The following is a 12,337-nucleotide window of genomic DNA, read 5'->3' as shown; positions in this document are numbered from 1 at the left end:
CCGCCGGAGGTCCCGGCCGACGCCTTGCGCAGCAAGGTTCCAGCCGAAAGGATCATGCGGTGGGGCAGACGGTATTCATCCCTCGTGAGCTTGACGCGAACGAGCCGCGAGTCGCGGCCTCGCCCGAGACGGTGAAACGGCTGGCGGGCCTGGGCTTCGAGGTGATCGTCGAGAAGGGCGCCGGCCTCGGCTCGCGCATTACCGATCAGGAATTTGCCGCCGCCGGCGGCACGATTGGAACTGCCGGGGACGCCAAGAACGCCGATGTGGTGCTGAAGGTGCGCCGGCCGACCGATGCCGAGCTCAAGGGCTACAAATCGGGCGCGGCCGTCATCGCCATCATGGATCCTTACGGCAACGATGCGGCGCTGGCCGCGATGGCCAAGGCCGGCATCACCGCCTTCTCGATGGAGTTCATGCCGCGCATCACCCGCGCGCAGGTGATGGACGTGCTTTCCTCGCAGGCCAATCTTGCCGGCTACCAGGCGGTGGTCGATGCGGCGGCCGAATATGACCGCGCGCTGCCGATGATGATGACGGCGGCGGGCACGGTGCCGGCAGCAAAAACCTTCATCATGGGCGTCGGCGTCGCCGGTCTGCAGGCGATCGCCACAGCGCGCCGTCTCGGCGCCGTCGTCACCGCCACCGACGTGCGCCCCGCGGTGAAGGAGCAGGTGCAGTCGCTCGGCGCAAAGTTCCTGGCGGTCGAGGACGAGGAGTTCAAGGCGGCGGAGACCGCCGGCGGCTACGCCAAGGAAATGTCAAAGGAATATCAGGCCAAGCAGGCGGCACTGACCGCAGAGCACATCGCCAAGCAGGATATCGTCATCACCACGGCGCTGATCCCTGGACGTCCGGCGCCGAAGCTGGTGTCGGCCGCCATGGTCGCCTCGATGAAGCCGGGCTCGGTGATCGTCGACCTCGCCGTCGAACGCGGCGGCAATGTCGAAGGCGCGGTGCCAGGCAGGGTCGTGACGACGGAAAACGGCGTCAAGATCGTCGGCCATCTCAATGTGCCCGGTCGTGTCGCTGCATCCGCTTCGCTGCTCTACGCCAAGAACCTCTACGCCTTCCTCGAGACGATGGTCGACAAGGCGACGAAGACCCTTGCCATCAAGCGCGATGACGAGTTGGTCAAGGCGACGATGCTGACCGATGCCGGCCAAGTCGTGCACCCCAGTTTCGCCAAGGCCGCCGGGCAGCCGCGCACCGAGCCGGCTGCGATCCCGGCCACGGTCCTGGTCGTGGATGCCGCCGACAAGAAACCGGCGCCCAGGAGGAGGGCCGCAGCCAAGTCACCCTCGCCTAAGCCAGAAGGGACCGCGTGATGGAACAGCTGCAGAAAGCCCTCGACCAGCTCGATCAGGCGACGGCTGCCGTACGCCTCGCGGTGCAGGATCTCGCCAATGCGCCCGCCGGCGCCGAGGCTGCCGGCAACGCGGCGCACGCGCTCTCGGGCGGCGCCATCGATCCCTTTGTCTTCCGCTTCGCCATCTTCGTGCTGGCGATCTTCGTCGGCTATTATGTCGTCTGGTCGGTGACGCCGGCGCTGCACACGCCGCTGATGGCCGTCACCAACGCCATCTCCTCGGTCATCGTCGTCGGCGCGCTGCTCGCCGTCGGCATCGCGGCCTCCGGCCTTGCCGCGGGCTTCGGCTTCATCGCCCTGGTGCTGGTGTCGGTCAACATCTTCGGCGGCTTCCTCGTCACCCAGCGCATGCTCGCCATGTACAAGAAGAAGGAAAAGTGACGTGACCGTCAATCTTGCTTCCTTCCTCTATCTGGTCTCCGGCATCCTCTTCATCCTGGCGCTGCGCGGCCTGTCGCATCCGACCACCAGCCGGCAGGGCAATCTCTACGGCATGATCGGCATGGGCATTGCCATCGCCACCACGCTGGCGCTGGCGCTGCCCTCGGCTGGCCGCTTCGGCCTGATCGTGCTCGGGCTTGCCATCGGCGGCGGCGTCGGCGCCTATGTGGCGCGCCGCATCGCCATGACCTCGATGCCGCAGCTGGTCGCCGCCTTCCACTCGCTCGTCGGTTTCGCCGCCGTCATGGTGGCGGCGGCAGCAATCTACGCGCCGGAAAGCTTCGGCATCGGCACGGCCGGCGACATCCATGCCCAGGCGCTCATCGAGATGAGCCTCGGCGTCGCGATCGGTGCCATCACCTTCACCGGCTCGGTCATCGCCTTCCTCAAGCTCGACGGCCGCATGTCCGGCAAGCCGATCATGATCGGCGGCCGCCACCTGATCAACATCGCGCTCGGCGTAGCCCTCGTGGTGCTGATCGTGCTGCTCGTCACCACCGAATCCAAGCTAATCTTCTGGCTGATCGTCGCCGCTTCGCTGGTGCTCGGCGTGCTTCTGATCATCCCGATCGGCGGCGCCGACATGCCGGTCGTGGTGTCGATGCTGAATTCCTATTCCGGTTGGGCGGCAGCGGCGCTCGGCTTCACGCTCGGCAATCTGGCCCTGATCATCACCGGTGCGCTGGTCGGTTCTTCCGGTGCGATCCTGTCCTACATCATGTGCAAGGGCATGAACCGCTCCTTCATCTCCGTCATTCTCGGCGGCTTCGGCGGCGAGACGGCTGCGGCTGCCGACGACGGGATCGAGCGCACCGTCAAGCAGGGCTCGGCCGACGACGCCGCCTATCTGATGATGAACGCGCAGAAGGTCATCATCGTGCCCGGCTACGGCATGGCGGTCGCGCAGGCGCAGCATGCGCTGCGCGAGATGGCCGACAAGCTCAAGGCCAACGGTGTCGAGGTCAAATACGCCATCCATCCGGTTGCCGGCCGCATGCCCGGCCACATGAACGTGCTGCTCGCCGAGGCCAATGTGCCCTATGACGAGGTGTTCGAGTTGGAGGACATCAACTCCGAATTCGCCCAGGCCGATGTCGCCTATGTCATCGGCGCCAACGACGTCACCAACCCGTCCGCGCGAGATGACAAGAGCAGCCCGATCTACGGCATGCCGATCCTCGACGTCGACAAGGCCCGCACCTGCCTGTTCGTCAAGCGCTCGCTGGGTTCGGGCTATGCCGGCATCGACAACACGCTGTTCTATAAGGACGGCACCATGATGCTGCTCGGCGACGCCAAGAAGATGACCGAGGAAATCGTCAAGGCCTTCGATCACTGATCCGGCTTGCCATCTCAAAGACCGAAAAGCCCGGCCGTGAGCCGGGCTTTGTCTTCCAATCACCGGATGGTTCAGTCTAGCCTTTGGACAGGAAAAGCGCCTCGTCTTCGTCGCGCTGCTTGCCGCCGAGAGCTGCGGCAGCGCTGGCGATGAAGGCGCCGATGACCAACGCCAAGGCGCCGATCAGGGCAAATGAGGCCGTTGCCTTCCTGGCCGTGTCTGCCGCCTGCTTGGCCTTGGTCTTAGCCTCCTCCACCTTTGCAAGCACCGCATCGACACGGGCCTTTGCGTCGGCTTCCGGAAGGCCTGTGCGGACAGTCACAAGCTGCGCCAGGTAGGTCTTGTCGTCGGCCGACACCTCACCGGAGGCGGCACTTGCGACCAGGATGCGAGACGCTTGCGCCGTGGTCGCCGCGTCGTTTTGCGGATTGGCGGCTGCAAGCTTGCTCGCATCCGCCGGACGGAACAGCGTGTCGACGAAATACGATGTCGCATTGTCGACCGAGGCGCCGTTGGCGTTTGCCGACGCGCCTGCCGAGGCACCCATCGCGGCGCCCGACGCGACAGTGGATGCCGCCTGCACGCCCGTCCCAACTGCAGCCGACAGGACCGAGCCGAGAACACCGGCGACAAGCAACGTGGCCAGCGCCCAGGCAAGGAAGCCGTGGGTGGTGTCGCGGAAATAGACCTCGTCAGTGTGGACGCCAACCCATTTGGTCCGCAACCGCCCGGCAAGATAACCGCCTAGGCCCGCCGACAGCCATTGCACGACGATTAACCAGGCGCCGGTGGTAGCCGCGAAGGTGGTGACCGAAGGATTCGACGCGGACCAGGGCGAAACCATCGTCAGCCCGAGTCCGGAGCCGAGCAAGGTAAGGATGAGAGTCAAAGCCGAGGCTGCGAAAGCGCCAGCGATGATCGGCCCCCAACTGACGGCGGTGGCGGAGGATTCTAGCGTACCGGGAGCATCGGTTGCCGATAGGGTGGGCTGCATCGAAGCCTCCTAGCGGGCAAAAAGCATGATGAGAATGATGATCGGAATCGGAACCCCGAGCAACCAGAGCAAGATACCGCGGCCCATCGAAACCTCCTGAAACAAGTTGTGATCGATCTGTCACAATGTTTCAGGAGACCTTCTGTTCCGGTCGGATCACCCCATCCGCCACGGACGGCGGACCGACGGCAGGCTGAGAGGCCCGATGGCACGGTCCTCAAATATCCAGATTGGCCACCGACAGCGCATTGTCCTGGATGAACTCGCGCCGCGGCTCCACCTCGTCGCCCATCAGCCGTGAGAACAGGCTGTCGGCGTCGGTCGCGTCGGCCACCTTGACCTGAAGCAGCGAGCGCACATTCGGATCCAGCGTGGTTTCCCAGAGCTGTTCGGCGTTCATCTCGCCAAGGCCCTTGTAGCGCTGCATGGTCAGTCCCTTGCGGCCAGCCGCGAACACCGCGTTGAGCAGCGCCAGCGGCCCGGAAAGGAGCTCGGAAGTCTCCTTGCGGCGCAGCGCCGGCTGCTCGCCATAGACTTCCGCCAGGCGCGCTGCATAGCGGTCCAGCTGGCGCGCATCGGCCGAATTGATCAGCCCGGCATCGAGCTGGACCGCGTCCTTGACGCCGCGCACGGTGCGTTCGAAGACATAGCCGCCCGACCCGTCATTGGAGGTCGACAGCCGTCCGCTCCAGCCGCGCTCGGTCTCCTCGGCGATCATGTCGAGCCGCCTGGCGACGTGTTCGGCCATGGCGGTGGCGCGGCCGAGATCGGCGAGCACGTCGGCGTTGAGCGCGCCGGCGATCGCCGCCTGCTCGACGACACTGCGGTTGTAGCGCGTGTGCAGCCCGTTGATCAGGTGCCGCACCGCCAAGGCGTCGTCGACCGCGCCGCGCAGGTCCTGTCCGGTCCGCACCTCGCCGGAGGCGAGCGTCAGTGAAGCCTCTTCCAGCCCGGACTCGATCAGATATTCCTCATAGGCGCTTTCGTCCTTGAGATATTGCGAGCTCTTGCCCCGCGTCACTTTGTAGAGCGGCGGCTGGGCGATGTAGAGATGGCCGCGCTCGATCAGCTCCGGCATCTGCCGGAAGAAGAAGGTGAGCAGCAGCGTGCGGATGTGGGCGCCGTCGACGTCGGCGTCCGTCATCAGGATGATCTTGTGGTAGCGCAGCTTGTCGGCGTTGAACTCGTCCTTGCCGATCGAGGTGCCGAGCGCCGTGATCAGCGTGCCGATCATGTCGGAGCTGAGCATACGGTCGAAGCGCGCCCGCTCGACATTCAGGATCTTGCCCCGCAGCGGCAGGATCGCCTGGTTCTGGCGCGAGCGCCCGCCCTTGGCCGAGCCGCCGGCCGAGTCGCCCTCAACGATGAAGATTTCCGATTTCGCGGGATCGCGCTCTTGGCAGTCGGCAAGCTTGCCGGGCAGCGAGGTGACGCCGAGCGTGCTCTTGCGGGTTATGTCGCGCGCCTTGCGCGCGGCTTCGCGCGCGGCGGCCGCCTGGATCACCTTCTCCACCACCACCTTGCCTTCGCTTGGATGCTCTTCCAGCCAGGTGCCCAGCGCCTCGTTGACCAGGCTTTCCACCACCGGCCGGACTTCCGAGGAGACCAGCTTGTCCTTGGTCTGCGAGGAGAATTTCGGATCCGGAACCTTGACCGACAGAACGGCCGTCAGGCCTTCGCGGCAGTCGTCGCCGGTGAGCGAAACCTTTTCCTTCTTGGTCTGGCCGGAGGACTCGCCATAGCCGGTGATCTGCCTGGTCAGCGCGGCGCGGAATCCGGCCAGATGCGTGCCGCCGTCGCGCTGCGGGATATTGTTGGTGAAGGCCAGCACGTTCTCGTGGTAGCTGTCGTTCCACCACATCGCCACCTCGACGGTGATGCCGTCGCGCTCGGCGCGAATGGCGATCGGCTTCTCGATCAGCGGCTTCTTCACCCGGTCGAGATACTTGACGAATTCCTCTAGGCCGCCGTCATAATGCAATTCGTGGCGCACGAGGTCGGCATGGCGCGCGTCGGTCAGCACGATGCGCACGCCGGAATTGAGGAAGGCGAGCTCGCGCAGCCGGTGCTCGAGCGTGTTGTAGTCGAATTCGACCATGGTGAAGGTTTCGGCTGACGGGAAGAAGGTGATCTCGCTGCCGCTGCGGCCTTCATAGGTCCCCGGTCGCTTGTCCTGCTCGTAGGTGCCGGTCACCTTCAGCGGAGCGTCGGCATTGCCGTGCGTGAAGCTCATCTCGAAGATTTCGCCGTTGCGACGGATCTTGAGCTTGAGCCATGCCGAAAGAGCGTTGACCACCGAGACGCCGACGCCGTGCAGGCCGCCCGAAACCTTGTAGGAGTTCTGGTCGAATTTGCCGCCGGCATGCAGCTGGGTCATGATCACTTCGGCCGCCGAGACGCCCTCGCTGGGATGGATATCGGTCGGAATCCCGCGGCCATTGTCGATGACGGTCACCGAGCCGTCGGGGTTGAGCGTCACCGAGACGAGGTCGGCATGCCCGGCCAGCGCCTCGTCGATGGCGTTGTCCACCACCTCATAGACCATGTGATGCAGGCCCGAGCCGTCGTCGGTGTCGCCGATATACATGCCCGGCCGCTTGCGGACAGCGTCCAACCCCTTCAAAACTTTGATGGAATCGGCGCCATACTCGGCTTCCGCGCCAATGGCGCTTTCGGTCTGATCGCTCATAAATACCTGTCTGATTGATGTCGCTGATCCGGCGCGGAAAATGGTCCCGAATCGCGCCGTTTTGATGTCCTTGATATAGGCGCAAATGGCCGTTTTTCCAAGGTTTGCAGGCGTTTTGCCGGCTTGGCGAGCGGCCGTTGGCAGGCCGGGCGCGATACTCCGGGAAGCGCGGGGCGGGCAGCGGGCTATGCCGGCGCGAAAGCCTCGCCCGAGCGCGGCGTTGCAGCAGTCATATCGGGACGTCTGCTATTCCGCCCGGAGGCCGGCGCGCAGCGCCTTCAGCGCCTCGCTCCAGCGGAACAACTCGTCCAGCATGGTCTTGGCGCCGCCCAGCACCTGCTCGCCCGGATGATACGCGCCCTCCTTGTCGAGCAAGGTCCTGTAGGAAGGCAGCGCCACGCCTTCCGGGATCGGCATGACGCCGACCGAGGTCAGCAGCGGCTTCAGCGCCTGTGCCGCGCGCAGGCCGCCGGACACCCCGCCATAGCTGAAGATGGCGGCGGGCTTGTAGCGCCACTCCTTGAGCAGATAGTCGACGGCGTTAACAATCGCCGGAGCGGCGAAATAATTGTATTCCGGCGCCACGAACACGAAGGCGTCGGCGGCGTCGATCGCCTTCGACCAGGCCTTGGTGTGGTCGTTCTCGTATTTGCGCAGGCGCGGATGATGCGGCTCGTCGAGCAGCGGCAGCTTGAAGGCGGCAATGTCGGCGAGCGCCGGCTCGAACTTGCCTTGCTCGCGCGCGAACCCCTCCAGCCACTCGGCGAAGATCGGTCCGGCGCGTCCCGGTCGCGTGCTGCCGATGATGATGCTCAACTGGTGCTTCACGGGTGGCTCCTCGATTGACGGTATCCGTTGGCGACTAAAGGAACCGGTCACCGTCAACAAGCAGCCATCGAAGGGCGCCGTTCACATTCAGGCGAGGCGGTCTCTCCATGGGCTTTCCGTTCGGTCACATGGACGCCCGCTTTGCCGCGCATTACATTTGCCGTCGTAGCGGAGCATCCGATGGACACAAAGCCCGCCCCCTTCGTGCCGCCTGCGCCGAAGCCGCGCACCCAGCCGCCCTCGACGCTGGAGATGATGCGCATCGTCTACCGCAATCCGCTCGAGCTGTGGGGCGAGCATACCTACAACGAGCCCTGGATCTCGGTGACCGGTATCGGCGGGCCGCTGGTCATCGCCAACGATCCCGGCCTCATCCGCCACGTGCTGGTCGACAACGCCAGGAACTACAAGATGGCGACGGTGCGCCAGCTGATCCTGCGCCCGATCCTGCGCGACGGCTTGCTCACCGCCGAGGGCGAGGTGTGGAAGCGCTCGCGCAAGGCGATGGCGCCGGTGTTCACGCCGCGCCACATCTTCGGTTTCGCCGAGCCGATGCTGAAGCGCACGCTGGAATTCGCCACCCGCTACGAGGCCGGCGGTACGACCGACGTCGCCCGCGACATGACGATGCTCACCTATGATATGCTGGCCGAGACGCTGTTTTCTGGCGAGATCGCCGGCGAGCCCGGCAGCTTCGCCAAGGAGATCGACCGCCTGTTCGAGACCATGGGCCGGGTCGATCCGCTCGACCTGTTGCGCGCCCCGGAATGGCTGCCGCGGCTGACCCGCATCCGCGGCCGCAAGACCATGGCCTATTTCCGCAACATCGTTGCCAACACGGTGAAAATGCGCGAGGAGCGGCTGAAGCGCGATCCCGACGGCGTGCCGCAGGATTTCCTGACGCTACTCCTGAAAGCCGAGGGTCCGGACGGCCTGACCCGCGCCGAGGTCGAGGACAACATCATCACCTTCATCGGCGCCGGGCACGAGACCACGGCGCGCGCGCTCGGCTGGACGATCTACTGCCTCGCCGAAGCGCCCTGGGAGCGCGACAAGGTCGAGCAGGAGATCGATGCGATGCTAGCGCGCGAGCCCGATCCGACAAGATGGCTGGACGCCATGCCGCTCACCCGCGCCGCCTTCGAGGAAGCGCTGAGGCTTTATCCGCCAGCGCCCTCGATCAATCGCGAGCCGATCGAGCCGGAGACCTGGAACGGCCTCTATATCCCGAGATACGCCGCCGTGCTGGTGATGCCCTGGGTGGTGCATCGCCATCGCAAGCTATGGGACAGGCCGGACGCCTTCATGCCGGAGCGCTTCCATCCGGAGAACCGCGAACGGATCGACCGCTTCCAGTATCTGCCTTTCGGCGCCGGGCCGCGCGTCTGCATCGGCGCCAGCTTCGCCATGCAGGAGGCGATCATTGCTTTGGCCATCCTGTTGTCGCGCTTCCGTTTCGACGTAACGTCACAAACCCGGCCATGGCCGGTGCAGAAGCTGACCACGCAGCCGCAGGGCGGCCTGCCGATGCAGATTTCCCGCCGCGCCTGATTGGAACGGGTCCCGATCGGGAACAGTCTACCGGTCGGCGATCGGCCGGCGCTGCTGGAACTGGCCGGCGGCGCGGAAGCGCCAGAGATAGCTCGGCAGGATCGCGGCGATCGCCTGCGGCTGGATGCCGAGGCCATTGATCGTTCTGTTCGCCTGGGCGGCGGCTTCGGAGACGACGTTGTGCTCGCGCAGCTGCAGCACCTGGTCCTTGGTCAGCAGCGGATTGGGCAACAGCTGCAGGATCGAGGCTTGGATATTGGCCATCCACCACGGCACCGGCACCAGGAGGCGTCTGCGGTCGATAACGGCGAGCAGCTCCTGCATGCATTCCTTGAAGGTCAACACCTGCGGGCCGCCGAGCTCATAGGTCTGGCCACGCTCGACCTTGCCGTCGACCGAGCGTGCCACCGCCTCGGCAACGTCGCCGACATAGATCGGCTGGAATTTCGTCTCCCCGCCGCCGATCAGCGGCAGCACGGGCGAGAAGCGCGCCATGTTGGCGAAGCGGTTGAAGAAGGCGTCCTCGGGTCCGAAATTGATCGAGGGCCGCAAGACGACGGCGTCGGGCACCGTCTCGAACACTGCTTTCTCGCCGAGAGCCTTGGTGCGGGCATATCCCGACGGCGAGTTGAGGTCGGCGCCGAGCGCCGATATATGGGTGAGGCCGGCGCCGACCGATCGCGCGGCCTCGGCGACGGCGCGCGCGCCGAACTCGTGCACGGAGCCGAATTTCTGCCGGCCGCTCTCATGCAGTATGGCGACGAGGTTGACGACGTGGTCGGCGCCCTGAACGGCGCGGTCGACCGACCAGCGCACGCGCACATTGGCCTGCACCGGCTGGATCTGGCCGACATTGCCGAGCGGCTGCACATGGCCGGCAAGGTCGGGCCGCCGGCAGGCGACCCGGATGCGATAGCCGCGCTTGGCGAGCGCGCGAACGACATGACGGCCGACGAATCCCGAGCCGCCGAACACGACGACGAGCTTGGGGGTCTGCAGGATTTCGGTCATGGCTGGCTCCGCGCGCAAAAGCTTGGCTGAGCCGCTTCTTAATCCGTTTCGCGTCAAAGGCAAAGAGCGACCGGAGGTCGCCGCCGCCTTGTTTTTTAGTAATTCCAGGAAAGTGTGGAGCGGTTTTCCGTGCCGAATTGCGTCAGGGTAAAAGCCGCTCAGAACGCCCGGCCGATGCGCGCGTCGACCGAATGCCGGTTGCCGCCTCGGATGACGAAGAAGGCGAGGATTGCCGCCCAGAGCAGCGACTTTTCCGCGCCCGAAAAGCCCTGGCCCATGGTGACCCAGTGGAACCATACCGTGACCAGAAGCACGATCAGGCCGGCGAAAGCGGCCGGGCGGGTGACGAGGCCGATGGCAATCAAAATGCCGCCGAAGAATTCGGTGCAGGCGAGCAGCGGCGACCAGAAGACGCCAGGATAGAAGCCCAGACCTTCGACCATTTCCGTGGCGCCAAACGGATTGACGATCTTCTGCGAGCCATGAATGGCGAGGAACGCCCCGGCAACGGCGCGCAGGAGCGTTTCGGCCGCATTGTTCAGCGTCGCATAGAGTCCGCCTAGGGCCGGAACGATAAGCCTTGGTCTGGACGTGTCGGTGCTGGCGAACATGCGGTCTCCTTTTTGCTGATTTGACGGACGCAAAGGCGTCCACTCCGTCAAATAGAATAAACCTGACGACTTTCGCATGTTTTATTGCCGCAGTGAGAAACAGAAAACCCCGCCGAGGCGGGGTTTTCCGGGCAGTGAGCGCACCGAAACAGGGTCCAACGAGGCGGCCTGACCTGAGACGGTATCAAGGCGGCGTGAAGCAAGCACGCCCGCCCCGGCCCTGGACGCCCGGCGCGACGGCCGCCAATCGCAAGCCGCGACCCAAGCCACCCTTTTGCGGCTTGCTATGTGGGGTGCCGCTGATGGGTCGCTGCCGGGCTAAGAAAAGGTTCAAAGGGCGCGAAGCAAATGCGCGCCTTGTTGCCGGGCGATGCCCCGATCAGGCCGAGTAGCGTTCGGCGAATTCGGAAATGCGCTGCACGACCGCCTTCGGGATATCGACTCCACGCGCCGTCGCCTTTTCAGCGGCCTCTGCCCGGGCGCGGCCGGGGATGTGCACGCCGTAGCGCCGCCGCAGCCGGTCAAGCTGGTCCTTCATGCGCTGTTCAAAATCCGGATCGACCAATTTGGGCTCGATAGCGAGCACGAAGAGCCCGGTTCCGGGGCTGTCCGGCCCGCCTGAGAACCAGGGTGCGTCGAGCGACCAGTTGGCGCCGGAAATCCCCGCCGCCAGCACCTCGACCATAAGCGCGATGTTAGCGCCGCGCTGGCCGCCGAAGGCGAGCATCGCGCCCTTCATCGCCGCCGCTGGATCGGTGGTCGGATTGCCGCTGGCATCCAGTGCCCAGCCCTCGGGGATCTTCCTGCCGTCTTCCGCCGCCTTGCGGATGTTGACGAAGGCGGTGGCGCTCGACGATTGGTCGATCACCAACGCCGGCCCGTCCGCGGCAGGCGCGGCAAAGGACATCGGGTTGGTGCAGTAGACCGGCTTGACCGAGCCCGAGCCTGCAAGCACCGCCGGCCCGTTGGTGGCGGCGAACGAGACCAGCCCCTGCGCTGCCAGCCGTCCGGTGAAATAGCCGAGCGCGCCGCAGGTATAGGCGTTCCTCTGGGAGAAGATGGCGACGCCGAAAAGCCTCGCTGCCTTGACGAGGTCATCGATAGTGCGGTCGAAGCCGGTATGGGCAAGTCCGCCGCGCGCATCGGAGAGGTAGGCGGCCAGCGCCGGCCGGGTGACGACCGGATCGGCATTGCCGTCGATGCGGCCGTCCTCGATCGCCTCCAGATAGTCGATGAAATGCGACAGGCCGACCGCCGACAGGCCTTCTGCTTCCGCCGCGATGATCGAGGCAACCAGCGACTGCGTCGCTTCTTCATTGGCGCCGGCGCCCAATGCCGCCATGCGGCAGAGCCCTGTTGCCTGGTCGAGAGTGAGTTGCATCGGAGCCGTCCTGAGGGAGTAAGGGAATAAGGGAGTAGGGGGAAATTGTGGAGCAAATAGCGAATGGGGATGGAAATGTGAATGCGGATCGTGGCTGAACACTCCCCTATTCCCCTATTCCCC

Annotated in this window: 10 protein-coding genes; 4 read left to right on the top strand and 6 right to left on the bottom strand. The window is 65.2% G+C overall.

What is annotated here, in order from left to right:
* The first annotated feature begins 59 nt into the window (after positions 1 to 59).
* From P9254_RS11625 to P9254_RS11615, 3 genes are read left to right on the top strand one after another with little or no spacing between them, the layout of a single operon-like run.
* Positions 60 to 1,328, top strand: a complete 1,269-nt coding sequence (locus tag P9254_RS11625; RefSeq protein ID WP_278054860.1) for a Re/Si-specific NAD(P)(+) transhydrogenase subunit alpha — start codon at positions 60 to 62, stop codon at positions 1,326 to 1,328.
* Entirely contained in the window at positions 1,328 to 1,750 is a 423-nt protein-coding gene (locus P9254_RS11620) for a proton-translocating transhydrogenase family protein (protein WP_067003367.1), read from the top strand. Before P9254_RS11625 ends, P9254_RS11620 begins: the two co-directional genes overlap by 1 nt.
* A 1-nt stretch (position 1,751) precedes the next feature.
* A complete protein-coding gene (locus P9254_RS11615) occupies positions 1,752 to 3,149 on the top strand; it encodes an NAD(P)(+) transhydrogenase (Re/Si-specific) subunit beta (protein ID WP_067324170.1) in 1,398 nt (465 codons plus the stop codon).
* A gap of 76 nt (positions 3,150 to 3,225) precedes the next feature.
* Here P9254_RS11615 and P9254_RS11610 read toward each other — a convergent pair whose 3' ends face one another.
* From P9254_RS11610 to P9254_RS11600, 3 genes are all read right to left on the bottom strand, one after another.
* Positions 3,226 to 4,143: a hypothetical protein gene (locus P9254_RS11610; RefSeq protein ID WP_278054858.1), complete on the bottom strand. Its 918-nt coding sequence runs from the start codon at positions 4,141 to 4,143 to the stop codon at positions 3,226 to 3,228.
* A 217-nt stretch (positions 4,144 to 4,360) separates the two neighbouring features.
* On the bottom strand, positions 4,361 to 6,832 hold the full coding sequence (gene gyrB, locus P9254_RS11605; RefSeq protein ID WP_067324174.1) for a DNA topoisomerase (ATP-hydrolyzing) subunit B: 2,472 nt from the start codon (positions 6,830 to 6,832) through the stop codon (positions 4,361 to 4,363).
* A gap of 246 nt (positions 6,833 to 7,078) precedes the next feature.
* Positions 7,079 to 7,660 carry an NADPH-dependent FMN reductase gene (locus P9254_RS11600; RefSeq protein ID WP_278054856.1) on the bottom strand — a complete coding sequence of 194 codons (582 nt, stop codon included), beginning with the start codon at positions 7,658 to 7,660 and terminating at the stop codon, positions 7,079 to 7,081.
* Between the two features lie 180 nt (positions 7,661 to 7,840).
* Between P9254_RS11600 and P9254_RS11595 the strand changes: the two genes are divergently transcribed.
* The gene (locus P9254_RS11595) at positions 7,841 to 9,211 is read left to right on the top strand and encodes a cytochrome P450 (protein ID WP_095799179.1); all 1,371 of its coding nucleotides are present in this window, start codon (positions 7,841 to 7,843) and stop codon (positions 9,209 to 9,211) included.
* 27 nt (positions 9,212 to 9,238) lie between these two features.
* Here the strand turns inward: P9254_RS11595 and P9254_RS11590 are convergent, their stop codons facing one another.
* From P9254_RS11590 to P9254_RS11580, 3 genes are all read right to left on the bottom strand, one after another.
* Complete coding sequence (locus P9254_RS11590; RefSeq protein WP_095799180.1) at positions 9,239 to 10,222, bottom strand: complex I NDUFA9 subunit family protein; 984 nt, start codon at positions 10,220 to 10,222, stop codon at positions 9,239 to 9,241.
* A 158-nt stretch (positions 10,223 to 10,380) separates the two neighbouring features.
* On the bottom strand, positions 10,381 to 10,833 hold the full coding sequence (locus P9254_RS11585; RefSeq protein ID WP_067324182.1) for a DoxX family protein: 453 nt from the start codon (positions 10,831 to 10,833) through the stop codon (positions 10,381 to 10,383).
* A gap of 379 nt (positions 10,834 to 11,212) precedes the next feature.
* Complete coding sequence (locus tag P9254_RS11580; protein WP_278054853.1) at positions 11,213 to 12,214, bottom strand: Ldh family oxidoreductase; 1,002 nt, start codon at positions 12,212 to 12,214, stop codon at positions 11,213 to 11,215.
* Positions 12,215 to 12,337 lie beyond the last annotated feature (123 nt).

Origin of the sequence: Mesorhizobium sp. WSM4983, from assembly GCF_029625765.1 — a bacterium.
Classification (GTDB): domain Bacteria; phylum Pseudomonadota; class Alphaproteobacteria; order Rhizobiales; family Rhizobiaceae; genus Mesorhizobium.
This window is presented reverse-complemented; position numbering and strand designations above follow the sequence as displayed.

Excerpts from the sequence above, each read along its gene's own strand:
- P9254_RS11620 (WP_067003367.1), top strand. The coding sequence starts at position 1,328 with ATGGAACAGCTGCAGAAAGCCCTCGACCAGCTCGATCAGGCGACGGCT.
- P9254_RS11610 (WP_278054858.1), bottom strand. The coding sequence starts at position 4,143 with ATGCAGCCCACCCTATCGGCAACCGATGCTCCCGGTACGCTAGAATCC.
- gyrB (WP_067324174.1), bottom strand. The coding sequence starts at position 6,832 with ATGAGCGATCAGACCGAAAGCGCCATTGGCGCGGAAGCCGAGTATGGC.
- P9254_RS11595 (WP_095799179.1), top strand. The coding sequence starts at position 7,841 with ATGGACACAAAGCCCGCCCCCTTCGTGCCGCCTGCGCCGAAGCCGCGC.
- P9254_RS11590 (WP_095799180.1), bottom strand. The coding sequence starts at position 10,222 with ATGACCGAAATCCTGCAGACCCCCAAGCTCGTCGTCGTGTTCGGCGGC.
- P9254_RS11585 (WP_067324182.1), bottom strand. The coding sequence starts at position 10,833 with ATGTTCGCCAGCACCGACACGTCCAGACCAAGGCTTATCGTTCCGGCC.
- P9254_RS11580 (WP_278054853.1), bottom strand. The coding sequence starts at position 12,214 with ATGCAACTCACTCTCGACCAGGCAACAGGGCTCTGCCGCATGGCGGCA.